This window comes from Thermanaerovibrio velox DSM 12556 (assembly GCF_000237825.1).
Taxonomy (GTDB): Bacteria; Synergistota; Synergistia; order Synergistales; family Synergistaceae; genus Thermanaerovibrio; species Thermanaerovibrio velox.
Map to the genome: position 1 here is coordinate 1,778,118 of NZ_CM001377.1, position 15,630 is coordinate 1,793,747.

Genomic DNA, 15,630 nt, shown 5'->3' on the forward strand with positions numbered 1-15,630 from the left:
CTAGCTACGCGAGATGGCGCCGAACTTGCAGGCGCTGTAACAGGCGCCGCACTTCACGCACTTGTCCTGATCTATCACGTGGGGCTCCCGCACCTTGCCGGTGATGGCATCCGCAGGACATACCTTGGCACACAGGGTGCAGCCCTTGCACTTATCCGGCTCTATGACGTAACGCACCAGGTCCTTGCACTTCCCGGCGGGACAGCGCTTGTCCACCACGTGGGCCAGGTACTCGTCGTAGAAGTTGTCCATGGTGGACAACACCGGGTTCGGGGCGGTCTGCCCAAGACCACAGAGGGCGGTGTCCTTGATTATCAGCGCCAGCTCCCGGAGCCTTGCCAGGTCCTTCTCGGTGGCCTGCCCGCGAGTGATCTTCTCCAGGATCTCCAGCATCCTCTTGTTGCCCACCCGGCAGGGGGTGCACTTGCCGCAGGACTCCTCCACGGTGAACTCCAGGTAGAACTTGGCCACCGACACCATGCAGTTGTCCTCGTCCATGACGATCATGCCGCCGGAACCCATCATGGACCCCGCCTCAAGCAGGTTGTCGAAGTCTATGGGAGTGTCCAGGTGCTTCTCCGCAAGGCAGCCGCCGGAGGGACCTCCGGTCTGGACCGCCTTGAACTTCCGGCCGTCCCGGATGCCGCCGCCGATGTCGTAGATGACCTCCCGCAGGGTTATCCCCATGGGGACCTCCACGAGCCCCACGTTGTTCACCTTGCCCGCCAGGGCGAACACCTTGGTCCCCTTGGAACGCTCGGTGCCGATGGAGGAGAACCAGTCGGAGCCCTTGAGTATGATGGGGGGCACGCAGGCGAAGGTCTCAACGTTGTTGACGTTGGAGGGCTTGCCCCAGAAACCCCTCTCCGCCGGGAACGGGGGCTTGCTGACCGGCTCACCCCGGTTGCCCTCAAGGGACTGAATGAGGGCGGTCTCCTCTCCGCACACGAAGGCCCCGGCGCCGTAACGAAGCTCCACGTCGAAGCTGAAATCGGTGCCCATTATGTTATCCCCCAGGAGACCCACCTCCCGGGCGTCCTCTATGGCCTTCCGAAGCCGCTGCACCGCCAAGGGATACTCGGCCCTTATGTAAACCATGCCCTTGCTGGCCCCTATGGCGTAGCCGCATATGGCCATGGCCTCTATCACCGAGTGGGGGTCCCCCTCCAGGATGGAACGGTCCATGAACGCCCCGGGGTCTCCCTCGTCGGCGTTGCAGATCACGTACTTCTGGTCCGCCTTGAAGCGGCTCGCGATCTCCCACTTGAGGCCCGTGGGGAACCCGCCACCCCCGCGACCCCTAAGGCCGGACTTCTTGACCTCCCCGATCACGTCCTCGGGCTTCATGGTGGTGAGCACCTTGCCAAGTGCCTCGTAACCGTCCCGGGCGATGTACTCGCTTATGTTCTCCGGGTCTATGAACCCGCAGTTGCGCAGGGCTATGCGCATCTGCTTCTTGTAGAAGTCCATGTGCTTGGAGTCGGAGACCTCATGGGCGGTCTTGGGATCCTTGTAGAGGAGCCTCGTGACCTTACGGCCCTTCAATATGTGCTCCGCCACTATCTCCTCCGCGTCCTCCGGGGCAACCTTCACGTAGAAGGTGTTGTCCGGAGCCACCTTAACTATGGGGCCCTGCTCGCAGAAACCGAAGCACCCGGAGAGAACCACCTTAACCTCGTCCTGAAGCCCCTTGGCGGCCAGGGCGTCCTTAAGCGCCTGGGCCAGCACGTCGCTCTGAGAGGATATGCAGCCGGTTCCGCCGCACACCAGGATGTGCATCTTAACAGCCATGAATCGAGGCCCCCTTACTCGTGGGAGGTGCGGTAGCTGGTGGGGATCAATCCGTCCACCATCTCGCCCTTCTCTATCACGTGATCGAAGATCTCCCTTATGCGGTCCGTACCCTTAACGTTGCCGTATATCACCGGCTCCTCCCCGGGACGGGCTATCATTATGGTGGGCTCGCTGTGGCAGAAGCCCATGCAGCCGCACTGGGTGAACACCACGTTGTTAAGCCCCCGCCTCTTGGCCTCCTCTATCATCTCCGCCATTACCTCCCGAGCCCCGGAGGCGATGCCGCAGGTGGCCATGCTCACCTTGACCTCTATCATGTTCTCGATGTTCTGCCCCTTCTCCCGGATCTCCGTGCCCTCCTGAACCTGCTGCTTTATCTTCCGAAGATCCTCCAGGGACTTTATCTTGTTAGACATTGCAAGAGTTCACCTCCTGAGCCGCCGGAGCAGGCCTGTACTGGTCAACTATGCCGGGAACGTCCGCGGGGGTCACCCGCCCGAAGACCTTGCCGTTCACTATAACCACCGGCGCCAAGCCGCAGGCACCGACACAACGGAGGGTGTCCAGGGAGAAATAACCGTCCTCGGAGACCTTCCCCACCTTGACCCCCATGGCCTTCTCAAGCTCGTGAAGGACCTCCTCCGCCCCCCTCACGTAGCACGCGGTCCCCATGCACACCGAAACCGCCACCTTGCCCTTGGGCTCCATGGTGAAGAACGAATAGAACGTTACCACCCCGTAGACCTTCGCCAAGGGGATGTCCAGCTTACGGGCCACAAAAGCCTGGACCTCCTCGGGTAGGTAGCCGAAGATCTCCTGGGCCTTGTGGAGAACCGTTATCAGCTCCCCCTTCTTGCTCGGAAGCTTGTCTATGAATTCCTCAAGCTCCCGAAACTGCTGCCCACTCTCCTTGTCGCAGCAACAGCAACTCATCTTCCGCCCTCGCCTCCTTCGCTGCCCTCATGCTTTATGCATAGGAGCACAAGCTCGTAGACATTATAATTTCTACACCCCGGAAGCGCAATTTATCACAAGTCCCGTTTTTCAACTCGGAAAAATTTTTATCGCTTGCTATAAAAATTTTTCAATGGCCTCCAGCTCCCGCGGATCGTTGGCCCCCAAAAGGGACCTCCTCACCAGCTCGTGGCCCCCCACCTCCCAGGGCTCAAGAAATCCAACCCTCACCGACCGGTGAAAGTCCTTCATGCCCCTGCCCCCGAACCGCAAAACCTCCTCCACCGCAGCCATGCAGCTCCTCCGGTAGAACCCGTGAAGGGGCTCTGCATAACCCCCAACCCGCAGGAGCAAGGCGTCCAAATCGTCCCCCGCGAATTCCCACATGCGCCTTACCACCGCTCCGGACACCAAGGGCATGTCGCACCCCACCACGAAGGACCACGGGAAACCCGAGGCGGACAAAACCGCCCGAAGACCCTCCAGGGGACCCCTGTTAGGGACCGAATCCTCAACCACCACCAGGGGCGTCCCCTCCAGCTCCCCGGGGAAATCACCCCCGCCGCGGAAGGACGCCCCTATCACCACCTGGCAGAAAAGCCCCCGAAGCCTTAGCACCACCCTCTCCCACATGGGCCGGCCCTTAAGCCTCACCAGATGCTTAGGCCCCCCCATCCGAGACCCCAGACCTCCGCAAAGCACACAAAGGGCCCCCGGGATCGGGGGCCTAAAAACCTCCTCAATCATCCCCGCTCATCAGGGAATCCCCAAGGGCCTTCCAGTAGGCCACGGCCACGAAGACCGAAGCCCCCGCCACGTTGCCAAGGGTCACCGGCACCAGGTTGCCCAGATACCCCCAGAAGCTAACCACCGATATATCCACCCCGTGGGGCACAAAACGCCCCACCTCCATAAGCCCCAGGGCCAGGAAGTACATGTTCGCCACGCTGTGCTCAAACCCACAGACCACGAAGGCACTCACCGGGAGCACCACCGCCGCAGTCTTGCCGCCCACCCCATGAGCCCCATAGGACATCCAAACCGCCAAGGCCACGAGCCAGTTGCACAACACCCCCCGGAAAAACGACCTCCCCAAAGGGGATCGACATCTTAACCGCCGCGACCTTCAAGGCGTTCTCCCCCACCATCCCAGAGTCAAGGCCGGAAAGACGTATCAAGAAAGCCACCCCCAAAGCCCCAAGCAGGTTCCCCAGGTACACCAAACACCAGTTCCTCACCATCCCCCTCAAAGGAAGCCTCCCCGCCAAAAGAGGCATGGGCATAAGACAGTTCCCGGTGAACAGCTCCGCCCCCGCCACCAACACCAACACCAAACCCAACGAAAACGCAAGACCCCCTAAGAACCTGGTGACCCCCACCCCCACAAAGCCATAGCCGTCCTGGGTGACCACCGTGTAGAAGAAACCCGCAAGGGCTATGTAGGCCCCCCCAAGGAACCCCATCACCAGCGTCCTACCCAAGGGGGCCCCGCACTTCCCCGTGGAGACCTCACACAGCTTCCTCCCAATCTCCAAAGGACTGGACACAACCATCACCTCCGAAACCTATTCGCGTCCCCTCTTTTTATACAATAATTATGAAATATTGCAATTAGAGCAAAATAAAAGGAGGCCAGGAACCAGCTCCCGTGCCCCCTCCCGCAAAAACCTACTGCCCATGCCCTAAGGGCCCCGCATCATCCGGATGGAAGCAGCATCCCCACCGCCCGGTCCAATATGCCGCTCCTCAGGGCAAGCAGGACACCGTAGTTGGTCATGGGGACCCCATGGGAACGGGCCCTCATGATGCGGCTCATCATGTGCTTCCGGTTCAGCATGCAACCCCCGCAGTGCACCACCAGCGAATAGCCCCGGAGCTCCCGGGGAAAGTCGTTCCCCGCCACCACGTCAAACCCAAGCTCCGCCCCGCTCATCTCCCGAATTACCTGGGGAAGCTTCTCCCTGCCGATGTCCCCCTTGAGGGGATGATGGGTACACGCCTCGGCTATTAACACCCGGTCCCCATCCTTGAGGCTCATCACCGCCCTTGCCCCGTCCACCAGGGTCTTAAGATCCCCCTTGTAACGGGCCATGAGGATCGAGAAGGACGTGAGGGGCACCTCCGGGGGGAGCTTTTCCTTCACTATATGAAAAACCTGGGAGTCCGTTATCACAAGATCCGGATAACCCCCGCCCCTACGGAAGAACTCCAGCGACACGCCCAGCTCCCCAGCGGTGGCCATCACGCCAACGCAACGGTGGTCCAACAGGTCCCGCATCACCTGCACCTGGGGCAGTATGAGCCTCCCCTTGGGGGCCTGGATGTCCTGAGGGGCCACCAGGAGAACCACCTGTCCAGGAGACAACAGGTCCCCCACGATGGTGTCCCGCTCCCAACCCTCCGGCACCGCCTCCTGGATGGCCTCCTTCAAAAACTCGATGCCCTCCCCGGTCCTGGCGCTCACCGGGACAAACCTTATCCCCAGCTCCCCCTCAAGGCCCCCTAGATCCATCCCCCCCACGTCAACCTTGTTGCAAACCCCCACCACCGGGATGCCGCGGCCCTTGAGGCCCTCCAGCCACTCCCGCTCCATCGAAAGATCCCCCGCCGGCGGGGACACCACCAGAAGCGCTAGGTCAGTCCTGTCCATCACCCGCAGGGTCCGCTCAACCCTCAGCTCCCCCAGCTCCCCCTGGTCATCGATCCCCGCGGTGTCTATGAACACCACCGGCCCTATGGGCAGCAGCTCCATGGCCTTGAAAACCGGGTCCGTGGTGGTCCCAGGCATGGGGGATACCAACGCGGCGTCCTGGCCGGTAAGGGCGTTTATGAGGCTCGACTTGCCCGCGTTCCTCCTGCCGAATATGGCTATGTGAAGCCTGTTGGCCTTAGGGGTGTCCAACATGGATGCCACCTAGAACCTAAGGTCCCGCTCTCCAGACTCAATCCGCCCAAGCATACCCCGGGCGGCCTCCCGGGCCTTGGGGTTAGGAATGGACTCGAGCTCCCGCTCTATCAACGACTCCCCAATGACCTTGGCCTCATCATCCCCGTAATCCAACAGGAACTCCTTCAACGTGAGAAGCCCATTGGGCTGACATACGTTACCTATCTGCCCCGACTTGGCAAGGCTCATGAACCGGTCCCCCGTGCGGCCCTCCCGGTAACAGGCGGTGCAGTAGCTCGGAATGTAGCCGCTCCTCATTAGGCTCTTTATTATCTCCATGGGGGACCGGTGATCCCCCACCTCGAACTGGGGCTTCTCATCCACCGGACGGTTCACGTAGTGCTCCGCATACCCCCCGACCCCGGTGCATGAGCCGGCGCTTATCTGGGATATCCCCAAGGATATGACCTGGTCCCTGAAGCCCGCCTCCTCCCGGGTGGAAAGGATCATCCCCGTGTAGGGGACCGAAAGCCTTATGACCGCCACGACCTTCTTGAAATCATGGTCATCCACGGGCCGGAAACCCGAAAGGTCCACCCCATGGGCCTTCCTCAACCGGGGCACCGATATGGTGTGGGGCCCCACCCCAAAACGCTCCTCCAGGTGCTTGGCGTGGTAAAGCATGGCCACCGTGTCGTACACGTGATCATAAAGGCCGTAGAGGACCCCAAGCCCCACGTCGTCTATCCCAGCCTCCATGGCCCGGTCCATGGCGGTGGTGTGCCAGTCATAGGAGCTCTTGGGCCCCGAGGGGTGCATGGCCTGGTAGGTGGGCCGGTGATAGGTCTCCTGGAACAGCACGTAGGTCCCTATCCCCGCCTCCTTAAGGCGACGGTACTCCTCCACGGTGGTGGCGGCGATGTTCACGTTGACCCGCCTTATGCTGCCGTTATCGAACTTGAGGGAGTATATCTTCCCTATGCACTCAAGTATGTAGTCCAAGGGGCAGTTCTCCGGGTCCTCCCCGGCCTCCAACGCCAGCCTCTTGTGCCCCAACCCCTCCAGGATCCGGACCTCCTCCTCCAGCTCCTCCATGGTGAGCCTGCGCCTCTCAAAACCCCTGTTGGAACACTTGTAACCGCAGTAGGCACACTGGTTCACACAGTAGTTGCTCACGTACAGGGGGGCGAAGAGCACTATCCGGCGGCCGTAGATCCTCTCCTTGATCTCCCGGGCCATGTGAAACATCCCCTCTAGGACCTGGGGATCCTTAATCTGCAGGAGCGCCGCGGCCTCCAAAGGCTCAAGCCCCTTGGCCTCCCGGGCCTTCGCAAGCACCTGCTCCACAAAACCCCGGTCCTCCGCCAAACAAGCCCCGCGGTCAACCGCCTGAGAAACCGCCTGGTGATCGATGAAGTCCGCCCTGTCCGCCGCCCTAGCGCTGATCACTCCCATACCTTCTCGCCTCCCATTACTCTTGAGGAACAAGCCGGGAAACCTCGGACCCGCTCCAATGAAAAGTGCCCCTTCCTCCCGTGACTACCCGTACTGCCAGCCACAAAAACCCCCTAAGGCCTCACCGCGTCGCCTCGACCCTTCGAGACCTTGAGGCCAAGCCCCTCTATCAGAGCCTCAAGCCTCCTTCGCTCCTCCGCTATGGGAAGATCCTCTCCGTGAGGCTTGGGGTATATCTCGTACATCCTCCGGTACCTATGGGGCTCCAGCTTCTGCATCACCACGTTCGCCCCGGAGAAGAACGCCATGTCCCTCCCCTGCCGGTCCAACACCCCAAGGGCGGTGGTGGCGGGAAGGTGCGGACGACGGCACACAAGCCGGGCCAGGGCCACGGTCTTCAGCGCCAAGAACGGATCCCCGTTGGGGGAATCCCCAAGGGGCGTGCCAGGGTGGGATATGAAGGGACCTATGCCCGCCATGTCCACGTCGAGCTTCCTTAAAAGCAACACGTCCAACACTATGGACCTGAGACTCTGCCCGGGCAGCCCCACCATGAAACCGCTGCCCACCTGATAGCCCAGCTCCTTGAGCTGCCTAAGGCACTCCATGCGGCGCCGGAACGACGAGTGGGGATGCAGACGGTCGTAAAGGACCTCGTCACAGGTCTCGTGCTTCATCAGAAACCGGTCCGCCCCGGCATCCCGGAGATACCGGTAGTCCTCGTAGGTCCTCTCCCCGATGCTCAACGTTATGCCCACGTCCTTGTAGGACTTTATCCTACCGATGATCCTGCCCAAGACCTCCCTGGTGTACCCCCCGTCCTCCCCGGACTGGAGCACCAAGCTCATGTAGCCCGCGTCTATCGCCTCCCGGGCGCAGGAGACTATCTCTTCCTCCCCCATCCGGTACCTCTCAAGCCCCCGGTTGTCCGCCCTAAGCCCGCAGTACAGACACCGGCCGGAACAGTGGCTCGAGAACTCTATGATCCCCCTTATGTGCACCTCATCACCGAAAATGGAGCGCTTGACCCGGTCCGCCCCCTGGAACAGCAGCTCCGCCCCCTCCCTATCCAGGGAGAGCAGCCCCTCCATCTGGTCCAGGGTCGGAAGGTAACCACCCACCATGGCGTCCACCAACTGCCGCAGCTCCTCCAAGGACAGCCGGCCTGGGTCCGCCACCTCCAAATGGGAACTCAAACCACATCCCTCCCCAAGACACCACCGGCGGCCTTAGCGTAAGCGGCCTTCACGGATACACCGGGTATACGGCCGATCCGGCCGGTCATGGCGCTTATCTCCTCCTCGGTCCCATCCACGATGACCGATATGACCGATACCCCCCGGTCCCTGTAGGGGATACCCATCCTCCCCAATATGATCCCCGCGTAATCATGGAGCACCGAGTTCACCCGATCGGACATCCCAAGGTCCTCCACCACTATTGCCACCACCCCAAGCCTGGACCTGCCGGATCGGTGATCCATTGAAACACCCCCAAAACAAACTGCCCCGGCCTGCCTCTGCTCAACCACTCAACCGGGCCCCCAAAGGGACAAAAACAAGCGCCCCAGACCCACAGGGCCAAAGGGCGCTTAAAAGGCATGCCCGCAAGGTGCCAAAACCCGCAGGCTAAAAACACATACCCCAGCACCCCTCCCCATGGGACGCCCCAAGGGCCATCCTCAAGGTCGGCGGAGCTTAACGACACAAAACGCCGCTGCAAGGCTGAACCCAACCCGCAGCGCCTTCCCACCGCCTCCCCGGAGGCAATACCTTCGGGTAGGAGGAATGGAAGAGGGGCGTACTGAAACCACCCCGCTGGTTAACATGATAACATTCCCTCCCCAAGGGTACAAGGGGAACCCTGCAGCGGGAGGGGACTACCCCCTCCCGCTCACCAGCCCTATGTTGTTCATTATCCGCCTCGTGGTGTCCGGACGGTTCATTGTGTATATGTGCACCCCGTCCACCCCAAAGGCCAACAGATCCACTATCTGCTCCGTGGCGTAAGCCACCCCCGCCTCCGCCAGGGCCCCAGGATCATCCGCATACCGGGCCACCATCCGGGTGAACTTGGGGGGGAAAGACACCCCGCAAAGGGACACTATCCGCTCCACCTGCTTCGGATTGAGCACCGGGAATACCCCCGCCAGCACCGGCACCCCTATCCCCATGGCCCTTATCCTCTCCATAAAACGGTAGAAGAGCTCGTTGTCGAAGAACAGCTGGGTGACCAGAAAATCCACCCCCGCCTCCACCTTCTCCTTGAGGTACCGAAGGTCCTCCTCAAGGTCCTCCGCCTCCACGTGCCCCTCCGGATACGCCGCGGCGGCTATGCAGACCTCGTCCCCAAAGGCAAGCCTAAGGTGCCTTATGAGGTCCACCGCATGGGGAAACGCGGGATCCCTGGGAACCCCACCGTCCCGGGGCGGATCCCCCCTCATGGCAAGCAGGTTGTACACCCCCTCGTACATGAGGTCCTCCACCATCTCGTCCACCTCCACGGGACCGTGGCACAACCCGGTGCAGTGGGCCATCACCTCAAGGCCAAACCGGTTCTTCACCACCGAGGCTATCTCCAGCGTGGAGTCCCTGGTGCCTCCCCCCCGCCCCGTAGGTGACGCTCACGAAGTCCGGCTTGAGATCCCTTATGGCCCCAAGGGTACGATAGACCTCCTCCACCGGGACACCCCCCCTGGGAGGGAATATCTCAAAGGAGACCACCGGACGGCCCCGCCGAAACATGTCCTTTACGAACATCCCAATCCCTCCCAATCACAGGGAAGCCCCTTCATGAGCCTCTCCACCAGCTTAGCACGCCCCCACCGCATCGTAGGACATCCCATCCGCCCCAATGGACCGGGCATACCAGGGACTCACCGCGGCACCCCCCACTATCACCTTGAAACCACAGCCCCTGCGGTGGGTCTCCTCTATGACCTCCTTCATCCTGGGCACCGTGCTGGTCATGAGGGCGGACAGACCGACCACCTGGGCCCCCTCCCTCAGGGCGGCCTCCACTATCCGCTCCGCCTTAACGTCCTTCCCAAGATCCACAACCCGGTAACCGTGGCTCTTCAACACCGTGGCCACCACGTTCTTCCCCAGGTCGTGAAGATCCCCCTCCACGGTGGCCAGCACCACGGTCCCCCGGCTGGCGCTGGAACCCTCCCTCAGCAGCTCCTCCTCCGCCAGGGCGCACACCGCGGAGGCCGCCTGGGCAGCCTCGATCAGCTGGGGCAGGAAGAACTCCCCGGTCTCGTAACGGCGACCCACCTCGTCCAAGGCAGGCACCAGGTGATCCGATATGACCCCAAGGGGCCCCTCCAGATCGATCAAACGCCGGGCCTCCCCCAACGCCCCCTCCTCATCACCATCCAGAACCTTGGCCGCCAGGGGGGAGAGATGAACTTCACCGTCGGGGGCCTTGGACCCCCCCACAGCCCCTCCCTCGGGCTGCTTAGCCTTCAACGCTCCCAATGCCCCACCGGAGGGCACGTCACACCAATCGGCCCCAAAGGCCATGAAGCAAGACAGCCCCTTATCCCTTCCCCTCAGGGCATCACAGGCTTTAACAATGCCCATCAGCTCCCGGTCCAAGGGGTTGCATATCACCATGTCCAAACCAGCCCCCATGGCCATGGCGAGGAAGGACCGGTTAAGCAGCCCCCGGGCGGGAAGGCCGTGGGACACGTTGCTTATCCCAAGGGACGTAAGCCCTCCAAGGGCCACCACCTCACGAACCGCCCGGAGGGTCTCCAACCCGTTCGCCTCCCCGGACCCAAGGGTCAACGTCAGGGGATCGAAGACTATCCGGCTGCCCGGGAAACCCTCTTCCCGGGCAGCCTCAAGGACCCGCTCCGCTATCCGGGCTCGCTCAAGGCCGTCCTCCAGTATCCCCCGGTGATCTATCAAAAGCACCGTAAGGGCCGCCCCATACCTCATGGCAAGCCGCATCCCAAGCCTAAGCTGCTCCTCCTTGGCGGTGACGGAGTTTATCAACGGCACCCCCGCAGCCTCCCTAAGCCCCGCCTCCAGCACGCCTAGGTCGTCGCTGTCCAGCGAGATCGGCAGGGGCGCGGCGGACTCCACCGCCCACACCGCCTCCCGCATGGCCCTCACCTGGTCTATCTCCGGAAGCCCCACGTTAACGTCTATCACCGAAGCCCCCGCCAAGGCCTGGGAACGGGCCTCCTCCTTCACCGCCCCGTAGCGGTAGAGACCCACCTGCTCCCTTATGGGGGACTTCCTGGACACGTTTATCCGCTCACCGATTATGCCAAGGGGCAGTCCGGGGCCGAAGGAGAATACCTTGGACCTGCCGCAGAGCCTAAGACCCCCGGCAGCATCCGTTGCCGCCAGGGACCTATTGGCCGCCATCGCCGCCAGGGCCTTCACGTGCTCCGGAGTGGTGCCGCAGCAGCCCCCTATGACCGACGCCCCGGCTTCCAGCAGCGCCGCACACCCCTCCGCAAACTCCTGAGGCCCCAGGTAATCCCCCGCGGAGGGCACCCCCGCGTTGGGATACACCCAAACGGGCAGGCTTGCGGCACCCGCAAGGCGCCGCACCACCTCCACGTAACCCCTGGGCCCCAGGCCGCAGTTGGCCCCTACCCCGATGGCCCCCACCGCCTCCGCCCAAATGGCCGCGGCCTCCGGGGAGTCACCGCTAACAGTCCTGCCATCCCGGTCAAAGGTGAAGCTCACCACGAAGGGCATGTCCTCCCTAACCCGCTTCACCGCCTCCACCGCCGCCTTGGCCTCCTTGAGGTCCAGCATGGTCTCCACCAGGATGAGGTCCGCCCCGCCCTCGACAAGACCCCTCACCTGGGGCTCAAAGGACATGACCGCCTCTTGGAAGGACATGTCCCCCAGAGGCTTCAGCATATCCCCCGATGGCCCCACAGATCCCGCCACCAACACCTGGTCCCCCGCGGCCCGGCGGGCCAGCTCCGCGGACCTCCTGGCCAGCTCCTCCGCCCTGTCCCCAAGTCCCTTCAAGGACAGCTTCCGCACGGAACCGCCGAAACTGTTGGTCTCTATGACGGCGGCCCCGGACGCCACGTAACCCCTGTGGACCTCCAGAACCGCCTGGGGCATGTGAAGGCACATCTCCTCCGGAAGCATCGGTGGATGCCATCCCCTCTCCGCCAGCTGGGTTCCCATGCCGCCATCCAGAACCAGCGGGGACCTCAAACCCCGGAAGAACTCCCTCACACGCCGTTGCTCCAACAAGACCACTCTCCCTTCCAGTTTGACCTGCCATGCAGCCCCGCCCAAAGGCGAGGACCTGGGTTTTTTAAGGAGGGATACTATAACAAAAGCCCCCCTCAAACAAGGGGGGCTTGTACACCCGCACCGCCGGGGAGGTCCTTGGCTCATATGCAGGCGGGCTCCGGGAACAGATCCCCCTCCTCAAACCTCGATAGCCGGAAGGGCCGGATGTCCACGAAGGTGGGAACCCCCTGCAGCATCTCCCTCACCAGCCGGCCCCCACTGGGGGCGAACTGAAGGCCGTGGCCGCTCCATCCACAGTTGACCATGAGCCCCTCCACGGGGGTCCAGTCTATTATGGCCTGTCTATCCGGGGTAATGTCGTAAGGCCCGGACCACTGCCGCACAACCCGTACCCCCTTAAGGATAGGCATCCGCTGAAGCACGCTGCGGCATACCCCCTCCAAGAAACCAGGGGATACCTGGACTTCACAGGTCTTGGGCTCCAGAGGATCGTCCCTGCCGATTAGGAACGTGCCGTTAGGACACTGCTTGAAATAAGCCCCATCGTCTAAGCACAGCACCATTGGACACCCAAAGGGCTCCACCGGCTCGGTGACCAGTATCTGATGCCTCTCCGCCGCTACCGGCAACTCCACCCCCGCAGAGGCCGCCAAAGGGGCGGACCAGGGCCCGGCGGCCAACAGCACCACCGGAGCATGCCACTCCTCCCCCATTACGCTGACCCCCGCCACCCGATCCCCACGGACCAACACCCGGTCCACCGGGCTTTTCATCATCACCAAGGCCCCGTGCCTCTTCGCCGCCTCGGCGTAGCCGATCGTAAGACCATGGGGGTTGATGTGACCGTCCTCGGCACAAAACGCCCCGCCGATCACCCCGTCAAGCTTTAAATAACCCCACCTGGACCGGATCTCTTCCGGATCCAGTATCTCGGACGGTATGCCAAGGGAGTTCTGAAGCTCCACGTTCAAACGGAGCTGCCCAAGGCTCCTATCCGTGTAGGCAACCCATAGGTAACCCCACTGGGTGAACTCCAGATCCAGCGGACACCGCAGCTCCTCCTGAAGGTTCCTGAAGACCTGCACGTTGTACATGGCGAGCCTGCAGTTCACCTCGGTCCCAAAGTGCTGCCTTATCCCCGCCGCGGACCTGCCGGAACCCCCGGCGGAGAGGTAACGACCCTCGAACAGGGTCACCTTAAAACCCGCCTTCGCCAGCTCATAGGCAGCGGAGCACCCGTGTACCCCGCCCCCCACCACGATCACGTCACCGCCGCTTTTCCCCATGACATACCCCCCTCTTGCAGGGGATTATATGCCTGGGGTGCACACTGTTTCAAATATTTAGACCGCTCTGCCTCCCGCCAGCCCGGTAAAGCCGATAAACCAACCTAGGACGGCCGGGGCGCCCGTCCCCCTCCGCCTCCTCGCGCTCCACAAGACCCCGGGTAACCAGGTACTCCAGGTAGCGATGGGCGGTGGCATAAGCTACCCCCATGCGGCCCGCCATCTCCTCCGCGGTGACACCCCTATCCCCCGACTCCTCCAATATCCCCTTGGCCCGCCTTATCTTCTCCTCCGACAATCCCTTCCGACTCTCCCTCCAAACCCCCTTAACGGATGCCGAAAGGCGCTTCAGGAGGTTGATCCTGGAACAGAAGTCCGCAAGCCTTATGGGCTTGGTTATGAAGTCCTCCGCCCCCTCCTCCAGCAGGCGTCTTGCCGCCTCGGGGTTCTGTTCCACCGTCAGCATGGCTATGACAGAGTCCGGAGCTATGGACTTCGCCTGCCTCAGCACGTTTAGCCCCGACATCCTCGGCAGGTGGTAGTCCAGAAGGTATATGTCCTTTGCTCCATCCCTAACCCAAAACAAAAACCTATCCACCGAGGTGGTGGTCTCAAGGTCCCAGCCCTGGGTCTTGGCCATGGCGGTCAAGGTGAAAAGTATGGCCTCGTCGTCATCAAGGGCCCCGATCCTCAGCATCAACCAGACTCCCCTTCCCGCGCCTCCGGGACGAACAGGGCGGCCTCGCACCCTCCGTCCTCGGGACTCCGTATCTCCAGGAAACCCCCAAGGGAATCCGCGGTATCCTCCACGAATGTAAGACCGGTACCGAAGGAACCGCCGCAGAAACCGGGCCCCCGATCGCGGACAACAAACTCCACTCCCCCTGAGACCCTCCGGCAGACCAGGACAACCTCCCCACCCCACCGGGCCCCATTGTCTATCAGGTTCACCAGGGCCCTGGACAGCCTCATGAGGTTGGCCCTTATGTACAACCCCAACACCTCCGGAGACAGGCTCTCCACCACCCGGTCCCGATAGGGCATGGGGCTTATCTGGGAAAGGCACAGGTCCACCACCTCCCGGACCGTCACGGCCCTCACCGCCTCCCCGGACAGGATCTCCTGGATCATCCGATCCATCCCATCCGCCGCCTCCATCAACAGCTCAAGCCTGCTGTCCGAAGGGCTCTCCGCTAACATCACGTCCCCAAGGCCGGTTATAACCGTGAGGGGGCGCCGAAGATCGTGCACCAGCTGCTGAAGCTCCCGAAACACCCGGGCCCTCCGGCCCTCCTCCCTCATCTGGGCCAACATCCTCTCCTGGCTACGAATGAGACGAAACTGCCGTTCCTGAAGCACCTTCCCCATTAAGATGGCCGCCCCGGAAAGAGCTCCCGCCAAGGACAGGCCGAAACCGAGCAGTCCTATCCAGTCAAACAGCCCCTCCTCCCCCATGGCCGAGGCCATCCCCTTCACCGCCATGGATAGCTCCCCGCCGCCGAAACCGTAGGGGGGTCAAGGAGGGACAAAGATCCAGCCATTGGATGGACAGGACCACCAGTCCCATCACCAACCCCCTGTCCAGGACCCCCTTCAGGGGGGCCGCAAGACCCCTTATGAGCAGCACCGAAAGAAGCGATACCAGCGCTCCGGTGCCAAAGTGAAGACCCGATCCCCCGGTGACGGCCCAGGAGACACCATAGGAAAGGGGGATGCCCACCAGCACCACCCCAAAACCCGCCCACCCCCTTATGCCCCCGGGCACCGCATCCCCAAGGATGAGCCACCCCCAGTAAAGCAGGAGGGCCCTCAGGGAGTTCATCCCCACCAGCAAAAGGGCCCCCTGAACCAGATCCCCCGCCAACACGCTCAGGGCAGCTCCTTTCAAGAAACGAACCACCAGAAACCCTCCTAAACGGAGGGTACCTGCCCAAGCTGCAAGCATAGCCGCCCCGACACACAAGGACCAAAGGCGGCCCAATCGTCTCGGCCGGATGATCGTCATCAACCCCATGGG

At 62.3% G+C, this 15,630-nt stretch carries 17 protein-coding genes; all 17 read right to left on the reverse strand.

The window, feature by feature from the left end; all coding sequences use genetic code 11:
• The 17 genes from THEVEDRAFT_RS08530 to THEVEDRAFT_RS10005 all read right to left on the reverse strand — a co-directional run bounded on the left by THEVEDRAFT_RS08530 (window position 1) and on the right by THEVEDRAFT_RS10005 (window position 15,513).
• Window positions 1-1,791, reverse strand: coding sequence for an NADH-quinone oxidoreductase subunit NuoF (locus THEVEDRAFT_RS08530; RefSeq protein ID WP_006584327.1), 1,791 nt, complete (start codon window positions 1,789-1,791; stop codon window positions 1-3).
• 14 nt (window positions 1,792-1,805) lie between these two features.
• Window positions 1,806-2,210 (reverse strand): (2Fe-2S) ferredoxin domain-containing protein, encoded by a 405-nt coding sequence (locus tag THEVEDRAFT_RS08535; RefSeq protein ID WP_006584328.1) that lies wholly within the window; start codon window positions 2,208-2,210, stop codon window positions 1,806-1,808.
• Window positions 2,203-2,727 (reverse strand): NADH-quinone oxidoreductase subunit NuoE family protein, encoded by a 525-nt coding sequence (locus THEVEDRAFT_RS08540; RefSeq protein WP_006584329.1) that lies wholly within the window; start codon window positions 2,725-2,727, stop codon window positions 2,203-2,205. Before THEVEDRAFT_RS08540 ends, THEVEDRAFT_RS08535 begins: the two co-directional genes overlap by 8 nt.
• Window positions 2,728-2,865: 138 nt before the next feature.
• Window positions 2,866-3,495: a molybdenum cofactor guanylyltransferase gene (mobA, locus tag THEVEDRAFT_RS08545; RefSeq protein WP_006584330.1), complete on the reverse strand. Its 630-nt coding sequence runs from the start codon at window positions 3,493-3,495 to the stop codon at window positions 2,866-2,868.
• Window positions 3,488-3,763 (reverse strand): formate/nitrite transporter family protein, encoded by a 276-nt coding sequence (locus tag THEVEDRAFT_RS09990; protein ID WP_425358260.1) that lies wholly within the window; start codon window positions 3,761-3,763, stop codon window positions 3,488-3,490. Before THEVEDRAFT_RS09990 ends, mobA begins: the two co-directional genes overlap by 8 nt.
• Window positions 3,702-4,283, reverse strand: a complete 582-nt coding sequence (locus THEVEDRAFT_RS08550) for a formate/nitrite transporter family protein (protein WP_245522660.1) — start codon at window positions 4,281-4,283, stop codon at window positions 3,702-3,704. Before THEVEDRAFT_RS08550 ends, THEVEDRAFT_RS09990 begins: the two co-directional genes overlap by 62 nt.
• Before the next feature lie 161 nt (window positions 4,284-4,444).
• On the reverse strand, window positions 4,445-5,653 hold the full coding sequence (gene hydF, locus THEVEDRAFT_RS08555) for a [FeFe] hydrogenase H-cluster maturation GTPase HydF (RefSeq protein WP_006584332.1): 1,209 nt from the start codon (window positions 5,651-5,653) through the stop codon (window positions 4,445-4,447).
• Between the two features lie 9 nt (window positions 5,654-5,662).
• Complete coding sequence (gene hydG, locus THEVEDRAFT_RS08560; protein WP_006584333.1) at window positions 5,663-7,090, reverse strand: [FeFe] hydrogenase H-cluster radical SAM maturase HydG; 1,428 nt, start codon at window positions 7,088-7,090, stop codon at window positions 5,663-5,665.
• Window positions 7,091-7,203: 113 nt separating this feature from the next.
• A complete protein-coding gene (gene hydE, locus THEVEDRAFT_RS08565) occupies window positions 7,204-8,286 on the reverse strand; it encodes a [FeFe] hydrogenase H-cluster radical SAM maturase HydE (protein ID WP_006584334.1) in 1,083 nt (360 codons plus the stop codon).
• A complete protein-coding gene (locus THEVEDRAFT_RS08570) occupies window positions 8,283-8,621 on the reverse strand; it encodes a TM1266 family iron-only hydrogenase system putative regulator (protein ID WP_006584335.1) in 339 nt (112 codons plus the stop codon). Before THEVEDRAFT_RS08570 ends, hydE begins: the two co-directional genes overlap by 4 nt.
• 348 nt (window positions 8,622-8,969) lie before the next feature.
• Window positions 8,970-9,656, reverse strand: coding sequence for a methylenetetrahydrofolate reductase (locus tag THEVEDRAFT_RS08575; protein ID WP_245522661.1), 687 nt, complete (start codon window positions 9,654-9,656; stop codon window positions 8,970-8,972).
• Entirely contained in the window at window positions 9,631-9,849 is a 219-nt protein-coding gene (locus THEVEDRAFT_RS09995) for a methylenetetrahydrofolate reductase (protein ID WP_245522662.1), read from the reverse strand. The genes THEVEDRAFT_RS08575 and THEVEDRAFT_RS09995 overlap by 26 nt, the downstream gene beginning before the upstream one ends.
• Window positions 9,850-9,900: 51 nt before the next feature.
• Complete coding sequence (locus THEVEDRAFT_RS08580) at window positions 9,901-12,321, reverse strand: homocysteine S-methyltransferase family protein (RefSeq protein WP_006584337.1); 2,421 nt, start codon at window positions 12,319-12,321, stop codon at window positions 9,901-9,903.
• 146 nt (window positions 12,322-12,467) lie between these two features.
• Window positions 12,468-13,613, reverse strand: coding sequence for an NAD(P)/FAD-dependent oxidoreductase (locus THEVEDRAFT_RS08585; RefSeq protein WP_006584338.1), 1,146 nt, complete (start codon window positions 13,611-13,613; stop codon window positions 12,468-12,470).
• A 49-nt stretch (window positions 13,614-13,662) separates the two neighbouring features.
• Entirely contained in the window at window positions 13,663-14,310 is a 648-nt protein-coding gene (locus THEVEDRAFT_RS08590) for a response regulator (RefSeq protein WP_006584339.1), read from the reverse strand.
• Window positions 14,310-15,095, reverse strand: a complete 786-nt coding sequence (locus THEVEDRAFT_RS10000) for a sensor histidine kinase (RefSeq protein WP_040825449.1) — start codon at window positions 15,093-15,095, stop codon at window positions 14,310-14,312. The genes THEVEDRAFT_RS08590 and THEVEDRAFT_RS10000 overlap by 1 nt, the downstream gene beginning before the upstream one ends.
• Complete coding sequence (locus THEVEDRAFT_RS10005; RefSeq protein WP_040825451.1) at window positions 15,046-15,513, reverse strand: hypothetical protein; 468 nt, start codon at window positions 15,511-15,513, stop codon at window positions 15,046-15,048. Before THEVEDRAFT_RS10005 ends, THEVEDRAFT_RS10000 begins: the two co-directional genes overlap by 50 nt.
• Between the last annotated feature and the right edge of the window lie 117 nt (window positions 15,514-15,630).

What these genes read in the sequence shown, in the direction of transcription:
- THEVEDRAFT_RS08530 (WP_006584327.1), bottom strand. Translation starts at nt 1,791, where the DNA reads ATGGCTGTTAAGATGCACATCCTGGTGTGCGGCGGAACCGGCTGCATA.
- THEVEDRAFT_RS08535 (WP_006584328.1), bottom strand. Translation starts at nt 2,210, where the DNA reads ATGTCTAACAAGATAAAGTCCCTGGAGGATCTTCGGAAGATAAAGCAG.
- THEVEDRAFT_RS08540 (WP_006584329.1), bottom strand. Translation starts at nt 2,727, where the DNA reads ATGAGTTGCTGTTGCTGCGACAAGGAGAGTGGGCAGCAGTTTCGGGAG.
- mobA (WP_006584330.1), bottom strand. Translation starts at nt 3,495, where the DNA reads ATGATTGAGGAGGTTTTTAGGCCCCCGATCCCGGGGGCCCTTTGTGTG.
- hydF (WP_006584332.1), bottom strand. Translation starts at nt 5,653, where the DNA reads ATGTTGGACACCCCTAAGGCCAACAGGCTTCACATAGCCATATTCGGC.
- hydG (WP_006584333.1), bottom strand. Translation starts at nt 7,090, where the DNA reads ATGGGAGTGATCAGCGCTAGGGCGGCGGACAGGGCGGACTTCATCGAT.
- THEVEDRAFT_RS09995 (WP_245522662.1), bottom strand. Translation starts at nt 9,849, where the DNA reads ATGTTCGTAAAGGACATGTTTCGGCGGGGCCGTCCGGTGGTCTCCTTT.
- THEVEDRAFT_RS08585 (WP_006584338.1), bottom strand. Translation starts at nt 13,613, where the DNA reads ATGGGGAAAAGCGGCGGTGACGTGATCGTGGTGGGGGGCGGGGTACAC.
- THEVEDRAFT_RS08590 (WP_006584339.1), bottom strand. Translation starts at nt 14,310, where the DNA reads ATGCTGAGGATCGGGGCCCTTGATGACGACGAGGCCATACTTTTCACC.
- THEVEDRAFT_RS10000 (WP_040825449.1), bottom strand. Translation starts at nt 15,095, where the DNA reads ATGGCGGTGAAGGGGATGGCCTCGGCCATGGGGGAGGAGGGGCTGTTT.